This window comes from Brevundimonas sp. (assembly GCF_036400995.1).
Classification (GTDB): domain Bacteria; phylum Pseudomonadota; class Alphaproteobacteria; order Caulobacterales; family Caulobacteraceae; genus Brevundimonas.
Map to the genome: position 1 here is coordinate 1 of NZ_DASWWG010000012.1, position 18,151 is coordinate 18,151.

Sequence of the window (18,151 nt, forward strand, 5' to 3'; positions counted from 1 at the left end):
CGTCGGCGCCGGGGGCTCGGGCCTCCGCGCGGCGCTGGGCGCGGCGCAGCAGGGGCTGAAGGTCGCCTGCGTCACCAAGGTCTTCCCGACCCGGTCGCACACCGTGGCCGCGCAAGGGGGCATCTCCGCCTCGCTCGGCAATATGGGCGAGGACGACTGGCGCTGGCACATGTTCGACACCGTCAAGGGATCGGACTGGCTGGGCGATCAGGACGCCATCGAATACCTCTGCCGCAACGCCCCGCAGGCCGTGTACGAGCTGGAGCACTGGGGCGTGCCCTTCTCGCGCACCGAGGACGGCAAGATCTATCAGCGCGCCTTCGGCGGCATGACCCGCAACTACGGCGAGGGCCCGGTGCAGCGCACCTGCGCCGCCGCCGACCGCACCGGCCACGCCATCCTGCACACGCTGTACGGCCAGTCGGTGCGCCGCGAGGTCGAGTTCTTCATCGAATATTTCGCGCTCGACCTGATCATGCAGGGCCACGCCTGCACCGGCGTCACGGCCCTGAAGCTGGACGACGGCACCCTGCACCGCTTCCGCGCCAAGACCACCATCCTGGCCACCGGCGGCTACGGCCGCGCCTATTTCTCCGCCACCAGCGCCCACACCTGCACCGGCGACGGCAACGCCATGGTGCTGCGCGCCGGCCTGCCGCTGCAGGACATGGAGTTCGTCCAGTTCCACCCCACCGGCATCTACGGCGCCGGCTGCCTGATCACCGAGGGCGCCCGCGGTGAAGGCGGCTACCTGACCAACTCGGAAGGTGAACGCTTCATGGAGCGCTATGCGCCGACCGTGAAGGACCTGGCTCCGCGCGACATGGTCAGCCGCTCGATGACCATCGAGATCCGCGAAGGCCGCGGCGTCGGTCCGAAGAAGGACCACATCTTCCTGCACCTGGATCACCTCGATCCGGCGATCCTGCACGAGCGCCTGCCGGGCATTTCGGAATCGGCCAAGATCTTCGCCGGCGTCGATGTGACCAAGGAGCCGATCCCGGTCCTGCCGACCGTCCACTACAACATGGGCGGCATCCCGACGAACTATCACGGCGAGGTGCTGACGCTGCGCGACGGCAACCCGGACAGCGTGGTTCCGGGCCTGATGGCCGTGGGCGAAGCCGCCTGCGTCTCGGTGCACGGCGCCAACCGCCTGGGCTCGAACTCGCTGACCGACCTGGTCGTGTTCGGCCGCGCCGCGGGCCTGCGCACCGGCGAGATCGTCGACAAGAACAGCGCCGTTCCGGACGCTCCGGCCAGCAGCACCGACGGCCACCTGGCCCGTCTGGACCGCTTCCGCAACGCCAACGGCTCGACCCCGACCGCCAAGCTCCGCATCGAGATGCAGCGGGCGATGCAGTCGGACGCCGCCGTGTTCCGCACCGGCAAGACCCTGGAAGAGGGCGTCGCCAAGCTGCGCGCCATCCACGCCCAGGGCTCGGACATCAAGACCACCGATCGCGGCCTGATCTGGAACACGGACCTGGTCGAGACCCTCGAGTACGACAACCTGATCGATCAGGCGCTCGTCACCATCGAGGGCGCCCTGAACCGGACGGAATCGCGCGGCGCCCACGCCCGCGAGGACTATCCGGATCGCGATGACAAGAACTGGATGAAGCACACCCTCGCCTGGAAGACCGCCGGCGAGGACGTGAAGATCGACTACCGTCCGGTGCATAATTACACGATGTCGGACGAGGTCTCGTACATCGAACCCAAGGCGCGGGTGTACTAATGGTCCAGCTGACTCTCCCCCGGGGCTCCAAGCCCACCACCGGCAAGGTTCACAAGGCTCCCGCCGGCGCCCAGAACGTCAAGACCTACAAGGTCTATCGCTACGACCCCGAGGTCGACGCCGAGCCGCGCTGGGACGTCTACGAGGTCTCGGCCGACGACCACGGCCCGATGCTGCTGGACGCCCTGATCCACATCAAGAACGAGATCGACCCGACCCTGGCCTTCCGCCGGTCGTGCCGTGAGGGCATCTGCGGCTCCTGCTCGATGACCATCGACGGCCGCAACGCCCTGGCCTGCACCAAGGGCATGGACGAGTGCTCGTCGGACACCATCTCGATCTCGCCGCTGCCGCACCAGCCTGTGGTGAAGGATCTGGTGACCGACCTGAGCCTGTTCTACGCCCAGTACGACTCGATCCAGCCCTACCTCCAGTCCGACGAACCGGACCCGGAGAAGGAGCGCCTGCAGTCGCCGGCGGACCGCGCCAAGCTGGACGGCCTGTACGAGTGCATCCTGTGCGCCTGCTGCTCGACCTCGTGCCCCAGCTACTGGTGGAACCAGGAAGAATATCTCGGCCCGGCCGCCCTGCTGCAGTCGTACCGCTGGATCTCGGACAGCCGCGATGACGCGACCCAGAAGCGCCTCGACGACCTCGAGGATCCCTTCAAGCTGTATCGCTGCCACACGATCATGAACTGCGCCCAGGTCTGCCCGAAGGGCCTGAACCCGGCCAAGGCGATCGCCGAGACCAAGAAGCTGATGGTCTCGTCGAGCCGCAAGAAGGACAAGGCCTCGGCCTGAACCGGATGACCGAAGTTCTCCTCTTCTCCTACGGCACCCTTCAGGACCCGCAGGTGCAGGAGGCGAACTTCGGGCGCCGGCTGGACGGCTCGGCGGACGCCCTGCCCGGCTACGACCGGAGCCTGGTCGAGATCACCGACCCGGACGTCATCGCCGAAAGCGGCCTGACCCATCACCCGATCGTCCGGCCCACCACAGACGGCTCGGGCCGGATCGAGGGCACGGTGTTCCGGATCACCGACGCCGAACTGACCGCCGCCGACGACTACGAGGTCGACGACTACCACCGCATCCTCGTGACACTGGAATCCGGGCGCTCCGCCTGGGTCTATGTCGCCAGAACATAGTCTGCTAGCAGCCCATCATGGCGAAGATCACCTACATCGAGCACGACGGGCGCGAGCACACCGTCGAGGTCAAGAACGGCCTCTCCGTGATGGAGGGCGCGATCCGCAACAACGTGCCTGGCATCGACGCCGACTGCGGCGGCGCCTGCGCCTGCGCGACCTGCCACGTCTATGTGGATGAAGCCTTCCAGGCCGAAACGGGACGTCCGTCGGCCATGGAGGAGTCGATGCTCGACTTCGCCGAGAATGTGCAGCCGAACAGCCGCCTGTCCTGCCAGATCCGCGTTTCGGACGATCTGGACGGCCTGATCGTCCGGCTGCCGGAAAACCAGCACTGACACCCGACCTCGTCGCCCTGATCGGTCGCCTGATCGAGGCCGGACCGCAGCATCGCCCGCCCGTCATCGGCATCGCGGGATCGCAGGGATCGGGCAAGACCACCCTCGCCCGCGCGGCCGCCGGAGCGTTCGGCGCGGTGCAACTGTCGCTGGACGACGTCTATCTGACCAAGACGGAGCGCGCCGCCCTCGCGGCGGAACTCCATCCCCTGTTCTCGACGCGCGGACCGCCCGGGACGCACGATCTGGAGCTTCTGGATCGGACAGTGGCCGCCCTGTCCATCGCCGGCCCGGATGATGAGACCCCGCTGCCGGTGTTCGACAAACTGGCCGACGAGCGCGTCGTTGAGGGTCGATGGCCCCGGTTCCGCGGTCGCCCTCGCGCCATTCTGATCGACGGCTGGTGTCTGGGGGCGCTGCCTGAAGAGTCCGACGCCCTCGCCTCGCCGCTGAACCGGCTGGAGACGGAACGCGATCCGGACGGCGTCTGGCGCCGCGCGGTCAACGCCTTCGCCGGCGATGCCTATCTGGCTCTGGCGGAACGGCTGGACGCCCGTCTTTTTCTGCGCGCGCCAGGGTTCGACGCGGTGCTGGACTGGCGTTGTGAGCAGGAGGCGGACCTGCGCGGGCGGCCGCTCGCCGCGGAGGAGCGTCATGCGATCGCCGACTTCATCCAGTGTTTCGAGCGCCTCACCCGCCGGATGATCGACGGCGGCGTGCACGCGGACATCGTCGTGCAACTGGATCGAAACCGTCAGCCTGTCACAGTCGCCTCATGAGTTTTCAGGATCGTCGCCTTGAAGCGCGTTCGCCCGCCAATGCGAAGGGCGTCGTGGTCGCCCCGGGGCTGGAAATGCCCTGCCTGATCACCGACGTGTCCGGCGCGGGTCTGAAGGTGCGGCTGGACCGCAAGCTGGCCCTGCCGAAACAGGTTCAGGTCATCGATATCGCCCAGGGCGTGGCCATAGAGGCCGAGGTCGCCTGGTCCAAGGGGCAGGAAGCCGGACTGAAGCGAACGGGGCAGGCCGGGCTGCGCGGCCTGATCCCCTCCCGGCTCGCCGCGGCCCGCGCCGCCTGGCTGCGCGCAGGCGGACGCTAGTCGGCCAGGGTTCGGGCCAAGAAGGTCACGACCTTGGGCCAGGCGTCGGCGCGCGCCGCCGCATCCGCTTCCGGTGATCCTCCGCTGCGCTCGACCTGGCGCACCCCGCCGTCGCCCACGAGATCGTGTCCTGCCTCCGGATAGACCAGCGCCTCGGTTTCGAGCCCGACCGCGGAGCGATGGGCGACGATTTCCGTCACCGCCCCGGCGGCGTTCCACTGGGCGTCCCGGCCGCCCGCGATGAGCAGGAGCGAACCGGGGTAGGTCTCGATCGGAATGCGGGCCGCCACGGCCTTCTCCGGATGATCGGCGCGCCCGTTTTCATGGATCGCGCGCAGGTCCGCCGCCGGCCCCGCCAGCAGGCCTTCAACGAAGCCGCGATAGGGCACGAAGGGCAGGGGCTGGCCGCCGAACGAGAAGGACGACCGCGTCCCCTCGGCCTCGACCATCTCCAACCCCCAGCCTTCCCAGACCACATCGGTGGGGGCGTAGGCGACGATGCTGTCGATCCACGGATAGCGGCTGCCCGCGATCAGGGCGAACTCGGCGCCCTTCGACGCGCCGAACAGGCCGAAACGCTCGACATCGGCCCCCGGCATGCCGCGCAGGGCCTCGCGCAGCTCCGCCAGCTGATCGACCCGGATGTCGATGAAGCTGCCCGGCAGGTCGGGGAATTTCGGCGGCGGGCCGTAGTCGCCCCAGTTCGGCGAATAGTAGGGCAGGCCGACCGCCGCATAGCCCATCCGGGCCAGGATCGGGCCGAACCGCGTGCTCGCTTCGTCATTGCCGTCGGCGCCGTGGAGGATGACCACCACCGGCTTCGGCGCGTCGCCCACGGTGTAGAGCACGGCGTGCGGGAAGCCCGCGACCGGGCGCTGGGCCACCTCCTGCGCTGTCGCCGCGCCCCCGAAGAGGAGGGCGGCGATCAGGGTCAGCAGACCGGTCAGTCGATGCAGCATGGCGATGTTCCCCGGGCGGATGATCCGCCGTCTCAGGGTAGTCGCCGCCGACGCCGCCTGTGGATGCGGCCGATCAGACCCCCGCCGGCATGGTCCCGGCGTTGATGGCGATGCGGCCGATCAGGCCCTTCACGATCAGGTCCAGCGCCGAGCCCTCGCGGTAGTCGGCGGCGGCGACGAAATTCACGCGGTCCTCGGAGATCAGCGAATAGATCTTCTTCTGGTCCTTCTCGTTGAAGCGCGGGTCGTAGACCGCGATCGAGAAGCCGCCCTTGGTGTGCATCATCTTCATGGTCGGGACGTCGGTGTCCCCGTCGCCGAGGAAGATCATCCGCTCGAACGGGACCGGACGGTCGTCGTCGGCCATGAATTTGTTGATCTTGTCGTGCTCCCAGTGGTTCAGCACGCCCTTGTTGATGCGGAACAGGTACTGGGTCTTGGTGGTGTAGTTGACGCCCACTGCCGGCCAGATCGCCACGCCGTTTTCGTCGTAGACGAATTTGGACGCGAAGACGTGGTGGAACTCCTCGCGGATCGGGCACCCGTCGATCATCTCCTCCAGCCCGGCCGAGATGATGTAGTGCTCGATGTCGAGGCCGTACTCGCGGCCCTTCTCGTTGATGCGGTCGAACCAGCCCTTGCCGGTTAGGTCGTTCTTCAGGCCGTCGAACAGCTTCACGTCCTGGCCGTGCTCGCGCAGGCCCTCGCGGGTGATCGGCGCGCCGTTCTGGCGGGCGTGGGCCAGCATCAGCTGCATGTACATCAGGATGCCGTCGCCGTCGGCGGCCTTGGTCAGCGCCTCGGCCTCGCCCCAGAAGTCGCCGATGCCCATCCCGACGGACGGGATGAAGCTGACTTCCTGCATGTTCCCCCGGGCGAGGGTGCCGTCGAAGTCGTAGATGAGGGCGGTCTTGAGCAGCTTGGCCATTGGAGGTTCCAGGCTTTAGGGATCAGGTTGTAGGGGCGTAGGTAAACGCGGCCCCACTGTCAAAGACCTGATACACCCTTCCCCTGAAACCTGATCCCTAGAACCCGGTCCCCAGATGCAGCTCCGGGGCGGCCGCAACGCTCGCGGCCTCCAGCGGCAGATGCAGGATGAAGGCCGCGCCCTTGCCGGGTTCGCTCTCCACCTCGGCCCAGCCGCCGTGCAGTTCGACCAGGGCCTTCACCAGCGCCAGGCCGACGCCGGGACCCCCGCGCTCACGCCGGACGAACCGGTCGAAGACGTGCGCCTGCAGGTGATAGGGAATGCCGCGGCCGCTGTCCTCGACGCGGATGCGAACCTCGGACGGCGAGCCCTCGGCGATCAGGTTGACCGAACCGCCCTCGCCGACCGCGCGCGCGGCGTTGTCCAGCAGATGCTCGAGCGCCTGTCCGACGCGCTGGGCGTCTGCCCGGATGGGTCGCAGCCCGGTCGGGCAGGCGACGGTCAGAACGGCGCCACGCCCCTCGATCCGTGCACGGACCTTCTCCGCCGCAGTGTCCAGCAGATCGCAGACCCTCACGTCGCCGAGCGTGAGCTCCATCTCGCCTGCATCGATCTGGGCCATGTCCAGAACGTCATCGATCGAGGTGGCCAGCTGGCTCGCCGCCACCCGGATGGCCCCGGCGTGCTGACGGCTGCGCTCGGGCAGATCGCCCTGAAGCTCCAGCAGTTCGGAGTAGCCGACGATGGTCGTCAGCGGCGTACGGAGCTCATAGGAGACGCTGCCCACAAACTCGCGCTTCAACGCGGTCGCCTCTTCCAGCGCCTGGGCCTTGGCGGCGAGGGCCTGCTCCAGCTCGCGGCGGGCGGTGACGTCCGAGAAGGCGACCAGGGTGGCGCCGTCCGGCAAGGGGCGGGTCTGCCAGGCGGCGGTGCGGCCGTCGACCGTCCGCCCCTCGCCCGAGATCGGCACGCGGCTTTCCGGATCGGGGTCCGCGACCCGCGCCTTCAATCCGAGCCACAGGCTGGGGTCCGGCATGGCGGCCTGGCAGAGGGCCGCGACGGCGTCGAAATCGCCGGCGGCGCGCAGCTGCTCGCCGGTCACGCCCCAGAAGCTCTCGAACGCCTCGTTGTGCAGGCGGATCCGACCGTCCGAACCGAACACGGCCACCGCGTCGTTCAGCTTGTCGAGGGTCGCCGTCTGGACCTGGAGTTGGGCGTTGAAGCGGCTGCGCAGCTTCAGTTCGTCGGTGATGTCCGAGAACAGCAGCAGGACGCCGCCCAGCGGGTGGGGCTGGCGCACCACGCGCAGGGTGCGGCCGTCCGGCAGGGACCAGCTGTCGTCCGGCGCGGCCGCCGAGGCGCCGTAGAAGTCCAGTTCGCGCGCCTTCCAGCCCGCGTAGTCGATGACCTCCGGCAGCAGACGGCGCTGGCGCAGGCGGTCCAGCAGTTCGGCGTGCGTCGGGCGCTCGTCCAGATAGCCGGGATCGACGCTGAACATCTGCTGGAAGGCGGTGTTGTGGAACGCCAGCCGCTTGGACGGGCCAAAGATGGCGACCGCGTCGGCGATGTGGTTCAGGGTCTCGTCGTGGGCCTCGACGTGACGACGCAAAGTGTCGCGCGTCTCTTCGGCCTCCGTCATGTCCAGGGCGAAGGCCAGAACCCCGCCGCCGGGCGCGGGCTCGGCGACGATCCGCCAGGCGCGACGGCGCCCGCCGCCGGTCGTCCAGCGAAAGCCCTCCTGACGCTGGTGCAGGCGGCCCGCCTCGGCGACGATGGCGTCGGCGCCGCGATCAAAGGTCAGGCTCTTGTCGCGGGCGGCCTCGACGGTTTCGACCTTCATCTCGGCCAGCCAGGCGCGGTTCGCCCAAGCCAGGCGTCCGCCCGCATCGACCACCCAGGTCGGGGCCGGATAGTAGTCCGCGAGCAGGCCGAGGCCGCTCTCGGCCGCCGTACCGATCAGGCCGAGCCGCGACAGGCGCAGCCAGGCGGCGCCGGCGGCGCTGCGTCCCTCGACGGCCCAGGCGCCGGACTCGCCCTCCAGCACAGCGTCGAAAGCCTCGCCGCGTTCGAGCAAGGCCTCGAGGCGCGGGCCCGCGACTTCTCGCACCGCGTCCAGAACCACATAGGCGGGATCGTCGGGGAAGACCTCGACCCCATTCGTCAGATCACGGACGATCAGTTCCCAGGTCGCCGGGGAGCCGAGACGGTCCGCGCCGCCGCCCGGGGTCAGGGCGACCCGTACATCCTCGAACGCGGCCAGGGCGCCGTCCCGGGCGGACAGATCGGCCTGGGCGCGCTGCATGGCGGCCTCCAGCACCGTGTTGCGCTCGGCCAGACGCCCGCGCAGCCGCGCGGCCCAGGCGCTGAGCGCCAGCGCCAGTCCCGCGGCGCCCGCGGTCGCGACATAGGCGATGTCCGCCTCGGCCATGTGTGTCGTTCAGCTCCCGAGCCCTGATTCGGTAACCATACCTGAAGAGGGGCGAGGGACTAGGGTCGAGGGTCGAGGGAGGCGAAATGCGGCGAAACCGCCGGGGTCCGCCCGAAGTCTTGACCCTCGACCCCCGACCCTCGACCCTCTCGCCCATGCAGTGGACCAACCAACTCGCCCCCTCCCTCGAGGATTTCGCCCGACTGGCGAAGGAAGCGTTCGACGCCCTGCCCGAACCCTTCAGGGGGCTGGCCGGGGACGTGGTCATCCGCGTCGATGATTTCGCTGACGACGAGGTGCTGGCGGGCTTCGGCATGGAGGACCCGTTCGAGTTGACGGGCCTGTATCACGGCGTCGATATCGGCCTGCGCTACAGCATGGGCCCGGCGGCCGAACCGTCGCGCATCTTCCTGTATCGTCGGCCGATCCTCGACGAATGGTGCGAGCGGGGCGACGTCGGCCTGGACGAGATCATCGCCCACGTCCTGATCCACGAGATCGGCCACCACTTCGGCCTCGACGACGACCAGATCCACCACATCGAGGATGGGGCCGACTGAGGCTTCGCCCCCCGCCTTAAATCCAGCGCGATCTGTGGTATAAGGCCGGTCTCCCGCCATCGAAGGACGCCGCCTTGAGCCTGACGCTCGACCTTTCGCGCACCAGCGCCCCTGCCGTTTCGGCCCCCGTCAACCTGTCCGGTCTGACGCGCGCGGAGCTGCGGCAGGCGCTGATCGACGCGGGAGTGTGCCCGCCCGAGAAGGCCAAGATGCGGGCGTCGCAGGTGTGGAGCTGGATCCACCACTACGGCGTCACCGACTTCGCGGCGATGACCAATGTGGCGAAGGACACCCAGGCGAAGCTGGCGGCGGCCTTCACCCTGGCCCGCCCCGAGGTGATCGAGCGGCAGGTGTCGAAGGACGGCACCCGCAAATGGCTGATCCGCACGGCGCCCGGCATCGAGATCGAAACCGTCTACATCCCCGACGTGGGCCGGGCCGGCGCCCTGTGCGTGTCGTCGCAGGTCGGCTGCACCCTGAACTGCAGCTTCTGCCACACCGGCACCCAGAAGCTGGTCCGCAACCTGACCGCCGCCGAGATCGTGGCCCAGGTCCAGGTCGCCCGCGACGACCTCGGCGAATGGCCGTCGCCCAAGGAGGACCGCCGCCTGTCGAACATCGTGTTCATGGGCATGGGCGAGCCGCTCTACAATCTGGACCACGTCTCCAACGCCATCGACATCATCTCGGACAACGAGGGCATCGCCATCTCGCGTCGCCGGATCACGGTGTCGACCTCGGGCGTGGTGCCGAAGATTCCGGAGCTGGGCGAACGCACCCAGACCATGCTGGCCATCAGCCTGCACGCCACCAACGACCCCCTGCGCGACGTTCTGGTGCCGCTGAACAAGAAATTCCCGCTGGTCCAGCTGATGGACGCCATCCGCGCCTATCCGGGCCTGGGCAACGCTCGCCGGGTGACGTTCGAATACGTGATGCTGAAGGGCGTCAACGACAGCCCCGACGAGGCCCGCGCCCTGCTGAAGCTGATCGAGGGCATTCCGGCCAAGATCAACCTGATCCCGTTCAACCCGTGGCCGGGCACCGACTACGAGTGCTCGGACTGGAAGACGATCGAGCGCTTCGCGGCCATCCTGAACCGCGCCGGCTACGCCAGCCCGATCCGGACCCCGCGCGGCCGGGACATCCTGGCCGCCTGCGGCCAGCTGAAGTCCGAGAGCGAGAAAATCCGCGCCTCGGCCCTGCGCAAGGCCGCGGCGGAAGGCGACGAGGCGGAAGCGGCTTAAGGCAGCAGGATTTCAGTCAGACGGCGGCGAGCGAGCACTTCCTGCTCACTGCTCCCTTCGTCACAGGCTGTCATCAATCTTGACCGACTGTGTCGTCCGCGCGCTTGCGGATTGGGGCGAAAAGCGGGCAAGCGTTCCTGACTTCTGACCAGCGGACCGCCATGGACACCTCGTCCCTTTCCAGCGTGCTCGACAGCGCCGAGGTGCAGGCCTTCGCGACAGGCTTTCCCACGACCCTGGCCCATCTGGCGGTAACGCTGGGCCTGCTGCTGGCCGGCGCGGTGATCTACGCCCTGTTCACGCCGTGGAAGGAGATCGCCCTGATCCGCGAAGGCAACGCCGCCGCGGCGGTCGCCTTCGCCGGGGTGCTGGTGGGTCTGGCCATTCCGCTGGCGGTCAGCCTGAGCGTCTCGACCTCGATCAAGGACATCACCCTGTGGGGTGTGGCGACCTTGGCGCTGCAACTGCTGGCCTTCCGCCTGATCGACATGCTGCTGACCGGACTGCCCCAGCGCATCCGGGACGGCGAGGTCTCCGCTTCCGTCCTGCTGGTCGGCGCCAAGCTGTCGACCGCCCTGATCCTCGCGGCGGCTTTGACCGGGTGATCGGATGAGGCCGCCCGACTGGCTGATCTACTCGGGCGTGGTCGGCGTGATCGTCCTGGCCTGCCTGAGCCACCGCGAGAACGCCGACGCTCCGCCGGCCCCCGCCGCGCCTGACGAGGCCGAAGGCGCCCTTCTGGGCCCGGTGACCCCCTTTGACCCGGCCGTCACCGTCAATGCGCCGGACATCCCCTTCCAGCCGTCCACCGGCACCGCCTTCTCGATCGCCCGAACCGGACGGTGGGTGACCGCCCGCCATGTCGTCGAGGGCTGTCGACAGCCCGCCATTCTGGTGGGCGGCGGTCGGGCCGTCGCGGCGGACATGCGGCTAGCGCCCTGGGCGGACATCGCCGTGCTGCAAACCGAGGGTGGCCCGTCGGCCTTGCCCATCGCGCCTGCGGAAGCCCTGCGCAGCGGACAGCGGGGCTTCCATCCCGGCTATCCGCAGGCGCGGGCGGGCGAGGTGACCTCCCGCCTCCTCGGGCGCGAAACGCTGAAGGTGCGCGGCCGAGGCCAGCGGGACGAACCGGTCCTGGCCTGGGCCGAGGTCGGTCGCACCGATGGCCTGGGCGGAACGCTTGCGGGCCTGTCGGGCGCGCCGGTGATGGACCGGCAGGGACGGGTCGTCGGCGTGACCATCGCTGAAAGCCCGCGTCGCGGCCGCATCTACACGACCTCGCCCGAGACCTTCCGCCCCGCCGTGCGCGGCGTACAGAAGGCAGATGAACCGCTGATGGGCCGCCTGCTGACGGTCGACAACTACGGGCTGGTCTCTGATGACCTGCGCCGCGACCTGCGCGTCGCGCGGGTCATCTGCATGTCAGGCTGACCCCTCCCCCTGGCGAGGGAGGGGCCGCCGGTTTCAGCGCAGCGCCGCCGTATCCAGGTCCAGCGCCGACAGCGGCAGAACCTCGACGTTCGGGTGTTTGGCCCGGATCGCGTCGATGAACTGCGCGGCGTCGCCGACGATCACCAGGCTGGCGTCCGACACCGGCAGATGCTCGGCGAAGGCGGCCTGAACCTGCTCGGGCGTGATGGCCTCGACCCGGCCGACGTAGCTGGCCAGATCGCTCATCGGCAGGTCGTAGAGGGCCAGATTGGCGACGACCCCGCCCAGGCCGTCCACCGTCTCCAGCGAGCTGCCGAAGGCGCCCGACAGGATGGCCTGACGGGTGGTCATCTCGCTTTCGGTCGGTTGCGTGGTCGACAGGCGATTCACCTCGCCCAGGATCAGATCAGCCACCTCGGCGGCCGCGTCGTTGCGGGTCTGGGCGTAGGCGACGAAAGCGCCCTCGTCCTGACGGACGCCCAGGTTCGACCGGGTGCCGTAGCTGAGCCCGCGCTTGATGCGGATTTCCTGGTTGAGGCGCGAGGTGAAGCTGCCGCCCAGCAGCGTGTTGCCCAGGGTCAGCGGGAAGTAGTCGGCGTCCGTACGCGCGATGCTGCGCATGGCGACATAGACCGCCGCTTGTCCGGCGCCCGGCTGGTCGATGACGATGACCCGCGGTGCGACGGCGGAGCCGGCCGGATCGACACGGGGCGCGGGCGCCGGACCCGTGGCGCGCCAGTCACCGAAGGCCTGCTCCGCCAGCGCGCGGGCCTGGTCGACGGTGATATCCCCCGAGAAGATCAGGGTCGCCGTTTCGGGGCGATAGCGCGCGGCGTGGAAGGCCGTGACATCCTCACGGGTCAGCCCCGGCAGGGAGTCCGGGGTGCCGCCGCCCGGCGCGCCATAGGCGGCGTCGCCGTACACCAGTCGCCCGGCCGCCATGGAGGCGACGGGGCCCGGCGAGCTGAGCGAAACCCGCAGGCCATCCAGCGACTGGTCACGCTGGCGCTCGACTTCCTCGGCCGCGAAATCCGGACGCCGCACCACATCGGCCATCAGGGCGAGCGCGCGCGGGAAGACATCCGATGGGGCATTGACCGAGACGTTGGAGAAGTCCGGTCCGGACGAGGCGCCGAGCTGGGCGCCCAGCTGTTCGATCTCGGCGGCGATCTCCGGCGCCGAACGGCCGCTGGAGCCTTGGGTCAGCAGGCCGGCGGTGAGCACCGACAGGCCGGTCCGCGCGCCGTCATCCGCCGAGCCGGCGGCGATGCCCAGCCGGGCCGAGACGAGGGGCAGGCCCGGCTTACGGGCGACATAGACCTCCAGCCCGTTCGACAGGGTGAAGGTCTCCACGGTCGGGGTGGTCAGGTCCACCGCCGGGCCGGCGGCCGGGATCGGGGTCCGCTGATCTTCCGGCAGCAGTTCGAAGATGCGACCGACCGGGGCCAGGTTCGCGACCTTGACCGGGGCGGTGACCTCCACGGACTGGGCGGTGACCGGGTTCTGCTCGTCCGCGTTCAGATAGCGGATCGAGATGCTGCGGTCGTCGGTCAGGTAGCGGCGGGCGACACGCTGGATATCGGCGACGGTCACGGCCTGCAGGGCCGAGATTTCGGCGTCGGCCGCGGCGGCTCCGCCGGTGTTGATCAGCGACCAGCCCAGAACGTTGGCGCGATCCTCGACCGTCTCGCGGTCCCTCAGGGCGCCGGCGATCAGCTCGTTCTTCGCTTCCGCCAGCTCGGCCTCGGTGACCGGGGCGTCGCGCAGACGGGCGGCTTCGGCGCGGAGCGAGGCGAGGCCCGCCTCGGGCGTCTCGCCTTCAGCCATGATGGCGTAGGTGATGACCGAGCCGGCCTGCTGGCTGGCGTCGACGTTCGAGCTGGCCTGGGTGGCGATCTTCTGATCGTAGACCAGCGAGCGGTACAGACGGGAGCTCTCGCCGGTGGACAGGATGCCGTCCAGCACGGTCAGGGCGGCGCGATCCGGGTCGTCATAGCGAACGCCCGGCCAGGCCAGAACCACGGCGGGCAGGGGCACGTTGGGCGCGTAGAAGGTCGCCTCGCGCGGGGCGGTCGGCTCGGGCTCGCGCACATCATTGGTCGGCAACGGGCGGTCCGGATTGGCCAGCGGGCCGAAATACTGGTCGATCCAGCGATCCAGCTGGGCTTGATCGAAATTGCCCGCCACGATCAGATAGGCGTTGTCGGGGCGATAATAGGTGGCGTGGAAACGACGCACATCCTCGATGGTCGCCGCGTCCAGGTCCTCGATCGAACCGATGGTCGAGCGACGATAGGGGTGGTCCTGATAGATGGTCGCCGGAACGAACAGGCTGAACAGACGGCCGTAGGGGCTGGCCAGAACACCCTGGCGGTATTCCTCCTTCACCACGTCGCGTTCACTCTCGAACACGGACTCATTGACCACCAGCGACCCCAGACGGTCGGCTTCGGCGAAGATCAGGCGTTCCAGATGATTGGCCGGAACAGTCTCGTGGTAGGCGGTGACGTCGTCCGAGGTGAAGGCGTTGTTGTTGCCGCCCACGTCTTCGGTCAGGCGGTCGAAGGTCTCGTCCGGGAAGTTCTGCGTCGCCTTGAACATCAGGTGTTCGAACAGGTGGGCGAAGCCCGAGCGGCGCTCGGGATCATCCTTGGAGCCGACGCGGTACCAGACCTGCACGGTGACGTTCGAGGTCGAGGTGTCCCGCGCGGTGTAGACCTTCAGCCCGTTCGGCAGGGTCCGCTCCTGGAAGCCGAGCGGCGGCACGGCGATCTGGCCCGCCGCGGGGGCGGAAGCGGCGCTCTGGGCCAGGGCGGGCGAGGCGGCAGGCAGGCCGAGCAACAGGGCCGAGGCGGCGGCGGTCAGGATCAGACGGGTCTTCATGTACGGGCTCCGGACGCCCGGACGACGGGCGGCGCCGACCCTAACAGGGCCGGTCCGGGGCGCACGTTACGGAGTGGTAATGAAGCTCAGTCCAGCCGCAGGGCTTCCGCCAGCAGCTTCGCCTCGGCGGCCCGGCTCGAGCCCGCCCGCCAGGCCACCACGATCTCGCGCCGGGGCGCCTTGGCGGCGATGGGCCGGACAACGACGCCCGGCATGTCGGCCAGACCGGCCCGGACCGCCATCTCGGGCAGGAAGCTGACGCCCAGACCCGACGAGACCATCTGAACCAGGGTGTGCAGGCTGGTGGCGGCGAAGACGTCGTCGCCCTTGGGGGCCTCGATATCGAAGGCGGCCAGGGCCTGATCGCGCAGACAGTGACCGTCCTCGAGCAGAATCAGGTCCTCGGCCTTCAGCGAGCCGGGCGGGATCGGTCCATCGCCCGCCAGGACATGGCCCACCGGGGCGGCGGCGAGGATTTCGTCATCGCCGATCCGCGCATGTTCGATGCCGGTCGCGCTGTAGGGCAGGGCGATCACGGCGGCGTCCAGATGTCCGGTCTTCAGCGCGGCCACCAGCCGGGGCGTCAGGTCCTCGCGGATGAACAGGCGCAGGCTGGGATACTGTTCCTTCAACGCCGGAAGCCGGGCCGGCAGAAGGAAGGGCGCGACGGTCGGGATGACGCCCAGACGGAACCGGCCCGACAGCGGCTTGCCCGCATTGCGCGCCGCTTCGACCAGATCCTCTGTGCGGGCCAGAACGTCCTCGGCCCGGCGCACGGCCTCGGCGCCGACGGCGGTCAACTGAACATTGCCCCGTGTGCGCTCGACCACCGGCGCGCCCAGAATTCTCTCCAGTTCCTGCACCCCCGCCGACAGAGCGGGCTGACTCACGTGGGCGGCCTCGGCGGCGCGGCTGAAGGAGGCGTGCTCGGCGAGCAGACGCAGGTACTGAAGTTGGCGGAGCGTGGGGAGCATCCGCGCCACATAAGGCGTCGTTATCAACATGGCAAAGTCCATCAGCCGAACCCGCCCGCCTCTCCGACGGAGAGAGGCGGGCGGTCCGCGACGGATCAGGCCTTCAGGTCGTACCGGTCGGCGTTCATGACCTTCACCCAGGCGGCGACGAAGTCCTTCACGAACTTCCCGCCAGCGTCAGACGAGGCATAGACCTCCGACAGGGCGCGGAGCTGGGAGTTGGAGCCGAACACCAGGTCGGTGCGGGTCGCGGTCCACAGCTCCTCGCCGGTCTCGCGGTCGGTGCCGACGAAGGTCTCGTCGCCCTCGCCGTCGACCTTCTTCCAGCCGGTCTTCATGTCCAGCAGGTTGACGAAGAAGTCGTTGGTCAGCTGACCCGGACGATCCGTGAGGACGCCGTGGGTCGAGCCGCCGTGGTTGGCGCCCAGAACCCGCAGGCCGCCGACCAGAACCGTCATCTCCGGCGCGGTCAGGCCCAGAAGCTGGGCGCGGTCCACCAGAAGCTCCTCGGTCGGAACGTTGAAACGGACCTGCAGATAGTTGCGGAAGCCGTCGGCGCGCGGCTCCAGCACCGCGAAGCCCTCGACGTCCGTCTGCTCGGCGGAGGCGTCCGTCCGGCCCGGGGTGAAGGGGACCTCGATCGAGGCGCCGGCCGCCTTCGCCGCCTGTTCGATGCCGACGGAACCGCCCAGCACGATCAGGTCGGCGACCGAGGCGTTCGAGCCCGCCGCGATGTCCTCATAGACCTTGAGCACCTTGGCCAGCCTGGCCGGTTCATTGACCTCCCAGTCCTTCTGGGGGGCCAGACGCAGACGTCCGCCGTTGGCGCCGCCGCGATGGTCCGAGCCGCGATACGTCGCCGCCGAGGCCCAGGCGGTCGAGACCAGCTCGCTGACCGAAAGGCCCGAGGCCGCGATCCTGTCCTTCAGCGCCTTGATATCCGCGGCGCCGAGGGCCGGGCCGGTCGGCGCCGGGATGGGGTCCTGCCAGATCAGGTCTTCCGCCGGGACGTCCGGGCCGAGGTAACGAACCTTCGGCCCCATGTCGCGGTGGCACAGCTTGAACCAGGCGCGGGCGAACTGGTCGGCGAAGTAGGCCGGGTCGGCCCGGAACTTCTCCATGATCACGCGGTAGGCCGGGTCGATCTTGAAGGCCATGTCGGCCGTGGTCATCATCGTCGGGACCTTCTTGCCCGGCGTGTGCGCGGCCGGGGCGAGGGTCTCTTCGGGATTGCCGACCGGCTGCCACTGCTTGGCCCCGGCGGGCGAGCGGACCAGCTCGTAATCGTGGTCCAGCAGCATGTCGAAATAGGTCATGTCCCAGGTGATCGGGGTCGGGGTCCAGGCGCCCTCGATGCCCGAGGTGATGGTGTGGTCGCCCATGCCGCTCTCGTGGCCCGACTGCCAGCCCATGCCCTGCTGGGCGATGTCAGCGCCCTCAGGGGATGCGCCGACCTTGGAGGCGTCGCCGGCGCCGTGGGCCTTGCCGAAGGTGTGGCCGCCCGCGGTCAGGGCCGCCGTCTCCTCGTCGTTCATGCCCATGCGAGCGAAGGTTTCGCGGATGTCGCGGGCCGATTGCAAGGCTTCCGGCACGCCGCCCGGACCTTCCGGGTTCACATAGATCAGGCCCATCTGGATGGCCGCCAGCGGCGCCTCCAGCGCGGCGCCGTCATCGGGACGGATGCGGGTCTGGTTGCCCTCATCCCCGACCCAGTTCTCCTCGGTGCCCCAGTAGACGTCCTTCTCGGGCTCCCAGACGTCGGCGCGGCCGCCGCCGAAGCCGAAGACCGGTCCGCCCATGCTTTCGATGGCGACGTTGCCGGCCAGGATCATCAGGTCGGCCCAGCTGAGCTTGGCGCCGTATTTCTGCTTGATCGGCCACAGCAGGCGGCGGGCCTTGTCGAGGTTGCCGTTGTCCGGCCAGCTGTTCAGCGGAGCGAAGCGCTGCTGCCCCGCGCCCGCGCCGCCGCGCCCGTCACCGGTGCGATAGGTGCCCGCCGAGTGCCAGGCCATGCGGATGAAGAAGGGGCCGTAGTGGCCGTAGTCCGCCGGCCACCAGGCCTGGCTGTCGGTCATCAGGGCGGTCAGGTCGCGCTTCACCGCCGCGAGATCCAGCGACTTGAAGGCCTCCGCGTAGTTGAAGCCGTCGCCCATCGGGTCGCCCGACTTCCCCTGCTGATGCAGGATGTCCATGGTCAACTGGTTCGGCCACCAGTCGCGATTGGTCCGACCCAGCAGGCTGCGCAGCGCGGCCGGTTCCTTTTTCGGGTCGTTGAGGGGCGTGGCTCCGCCGGCGTGTCCGTCCATGGTCGTCGTCTCCCTGATGTTGTGGCGGGAGCCTAGGCGCGGACGGACAACAGGGAAAATCAATAAACTTTGTCATCACCAACAGGCAAACTTATGGACACGCTTGT

Annotated in this window: 16 protein-coding genes; 10 read left to right on the plus strand and 6 right to left on the minus strand. The window is 69.0% G+C overall.

Annotated elements, in window-relative coordinates; all coding sequences use genetic code 11:
* The 6 genes from sdhA to VGE03_RS01295 all read left to right on the plus strand — a co-directional run.
* On the plus strand, window positions 1-1,741 hold a 1,741-nt coding region (gene sdhA / locus VGE03_RS01270), incomplete at its 5' end, for a succinate dehydrogenase flavoprotein subunit (protein ID WP_331044654.1).
* A complete protein-coding gene (locus VGE03_RS01275) occupies window positions 1,741-2,544 on the plus strand; it encodes a succinate dehydrogenase iron-sulfur subunit (protein ID WP_331044655.1) in 804 nt (267 codons plus the stop codon). The genes sdhA and VGE03_RS01275, both read left to right, overlap by 1 nt.
* A gap of 5 nt (window positions 2,545-2,549) precedes the next feature.
* Window positions 2,550-2,891: a gamma-glutamylcyclotransferase family protein gene (locus tag VGE03_RS01280; protein WP_331044656.1), complete on the plus strand. Its 342-nt coding sequence runs from the start codon at window positions 2,550-2,552 to the stop codon at window positions 2,889-2,891.
* Window positions 2,892-2,908: 17 nt separating this feature from the next.
* Entirely contained in the window at window positions 2,909-3,229 is a 321-nt protein-coding gene (locus VGE03_RS01285) for a 2Fe-2S iron-sulfur cluster-binding protein (protein WP_331044657.1), read from the plus strand.
* Window positions 3,230-3,366: 137 nt separating this feature from the next.
* Window positions 3,367-4,008 carry a kinase gene (locus VGE03_RS01290; RefSeq protein WP_331044658.1) on the plus strand — a complete coding sequence of 214 codons (642 nt, stop codon included), beginning with the start codon at window positions 3,367-3,369 and terminating at the stop codon, window positions 4,006-4,008.
* Complete coding sequence (locus tag VGE03_RS01295) at window positions 4,005-4,328, plus strand: PilZ domain-containing protein (RefSeq protein WP_331044659.1); 324 nt, start codon at window positions 4,005-4,007, stop codon at window positions 4,326-4,328. The genes VGE03_RS01290 and VGE03_RS01295 overlap by 4 nt, the downstream gene beginning before the upstream one ends.
* Here VGE03_RS01295 and VGE03_RS01300 read toward each other — a convergent pair.
* The 3 genes from VGE03_RS01300 to VGE03_RS01310 all read right to left on the minus strand — a co-directional run bounded on the left by VGE03_RS01300 (window position 4,325) and on the right by VGE03_RS01310 (window position 8,643).
* The gene (locus VGE03_RS01300) at window positions 4,325-5,287 is read right to left on the minus strand and encodes an acyl-CoA thioester hydrolase/BAAT C-terminal domain-containing protein (RefSeq protein WP_331044660.1); all 963 of its coding nucleotides are present in this window, start codon (window positions 5,285-5,287) and stop codon (window positions 4,325-4,327) included. The two genes, VGE03_RS01295 and VGE03_RS01300, sit on opposite strands and share 4 nt — an antisense overlap.
* A 73-nt stretch (window positions 5,288-5,360) precedes the next feature.
* Entirely contained in the window at window positions 5,361-6,215 is an 855-nt protein-coding gene (locus VGE03_RS01305) for an HAD family hydrolase (protein ID WP_331044661.1), read from the minus strand.
* A gap of 97 nt (window positions 6,216-6,312) precedes the next feature.
* Window positions 6,313-8,643, minus strand: coding sequence for a PAS domain-containing sensor histidine kinase (locus VGE03_RS01310; protein ID WP_331044662.1), 2,331 nt, complete (start codon window positions 8,641-8,643; stop codon window positions 6,313-6,315).
* Window positions 8,644-8,798: 155 nt separating this feature from the next.
* Between VGE03_RS01310 and VGE03_RS01315 the strand changes: the two genes are divergently transcribed.
* The 4 genes from VGE03_RS01315 (at window position 8,799) to VGE03_RS01330 (ending at window position 11,881) form a co-directional block, all read left to right on the plus strand.
* Window positions 8,799-9,203 (plus strand): metallopeptidase family protein, encoded by a 405-nt coding sequence (locus tag VGE03_RS01315; RefSeq protein ID WP_331044663.1) that lies wholly within the window; start codon window positions 8,799-8,801, stop codon window positions 9,201-9,203.
* 74 nt (window positions 9,204-9,277) lie between these two features.
* Window positions 9,278-10,450, plus strand: a complete 1,173-nt coding sequence (rlmN, locus tag VGE03_RS01320) for a 23S rRNA (adenine(2503)-C(2))-methyltransferase RlmN (RefSeq protein WP_331044664.1) — start codon at window positions 9,278-9,280, stop codon at window positions 10,448-10,450.
* Between the two features lie 161 nt (window positions 10,451-10,611).
* Window positions 10,612-11,055, plus strand: a complete 444-nt coding sequence (locus VGE03_RS01325) for a DUF350 domain-containing protein (RefSeq protein ID WP_331044665.1) — start codon at window positions 10,612-10,614, stop codon at window positions 11,053-11,055.
* A gap of 4 nt (window positions 11,056-11,059) precedes the next feature.
* Window positions 11,060-11,881 carry a serine protease gene (locus VGE03_RS01330; protein ID WP_331044666.1) on the plus strand — a complete coding sequence of 274 codons (822 nt, stop codon included), beginning with the start codon at window positions 11,060-11,062 and terminating at the stop codon, window positions 11,879-11,881.
* Window positions 11,882-11,914: 33 nt separating this feature from the next.
* Here VGE03_RS01330 and VGE03_RS01335 read toward each other — a convergent pair whose 3' ends face one another.
* The 3 genes from VGE03_RS01335 to katG all read right to left on the minus strand — a co-directional run bounded on the left by VGE03_RS01335 (window position 11,915) and on the right by katG (window position 18,044).
* A complete protein-coding gene (locus VGE03_RS01335) occupies window positions 11,915-14,764 on the minus strand; it encodes a pitrilysin family protein (protein ID WP_331044667.1) in 2,850 nt (949 codons plus the stop codon).
* A gap of 86 nt (window positions 14,765-14,850) precedes the next feature.
* On the minus strand, window positions 14,851-15,738 hold the full coding sequence (locus tag VGE03_RS01340; protein WP_331044668.1) for a hydrogen peroxide-inducible genes activator: 888 nt from the start codon (window positions 15,736-15,738) through the stop codon (window positions 14,851-14,853).
* A 95-nt stretch (window positions 15,739-15,833) separates the two neighbouring features.
* Entirely contained in the window at window positions 15,834-18,044 is a 2,211-nt protein-coding gene (gene katG / locus VGE03_RS01345) for a catalase/peroxidase HPI (protein ID WP_331044669.1), read from the minus strand.
* Between the last annotated feature and the right edge of the window lie 107 nt (window positions 18,045-18,151).

Excerpts from the sequence above, each read along its gene's own strand:
- VGE03_RS01275 (WP_331044655.1), top strand. The coding sequence starts at position 1,741 with ATGGTCCAGCTGACTCTCCCCCGGGGCTCCAAGCCCACCACCGGCAAG.
- VGE03_RS01280 (WP_331044656.1), top strand. The coding sequence starts at position 2,550 with ATGACCGAAGTTCTCCTCTTCTCCTACGGCACCCTTCAGGACCCGCAG.
- VGE03_RS01285 (WP_331044657.1), top strand. The coding sequence starts at position 2,909 with ATGGCGAAGATCACCTACATCGAGCACGACGGGCGCGAGCACACCGTC.
- VGE03_RS01295 (WP_331044659.1), top strand. The coding sequence starts at position 4,005 with ATGAGTTTTCAGGATCGTCGCCTTGAAGCGCGTTCGCCCGCCAATGCG.
- VGE03_RS01300 (WP_331044660.1), bottom strand. The coding sequence starts at position 5,287 with ATGCTGCATCGACTGACCGGTCTGCTGACCCTGATCGCCGCCCTCCTC.
- VGE03_RS01305 (WP_331044661.1), bottom strand. The coding sequence starts at position 6,215 with ATGGCCAAGCTGCTCAAGACCGCCCTCATCTACGACTTCGACGGCACC.
- VGE03_RS01310 (WP_331044662.1), bottom strand. The coding sequence starts at position 8,643 with ATGGCCGAGGCGGACATCGCCTATGTCGCGACCGCGGGCGCCGCGGGA.
- VGE03_RS01315 (WP_331044663.1), top strand. The coding sequence starts at position 8,799 with ATGCAGTGGACCAACCAACTCGCCCCCTCCCTCGAGGATTTCGCCCGA.
- VGE03_RS01325 (WP_331044665.1), top strand. The coding sequence starts at position 10,612 with ATGGACACCTCGTCCCTTTCCAGCGTGCTCGACAGCGCCGAGGTGCAG.
- VGE03_RS01330 (WP_331044666.1), top strand. The coding sequence starts at position 11,060 with ATGAGGCCGCCCGACTGGCTGATCTACTCGGGCGTGGTCGGCGTGATC.
- VGE03_RS01335 (WP_331044667.1), bottom strand. The coding sequence starts at position 14,764 with ATGAAGACCCGTCTGATCCTGACCGCCGCCGCCTCGGCCCTGTTGCTC.
- VGE03_RS01340 (WP_331044668.1), bottom strand. The coding sequence starts at position 15,738 with ATGCTCCCCACGCTCCGCCAACTTCAGTACCTGCGTCTGCTCGCCGAG.
- katG (WP_331044669.1), bottom strand. The coding sequence starts at position 18,044 with ATGGACGGACACGCCGGCGGAGCCACGCCCCTCAACGACCCGAAAAAG.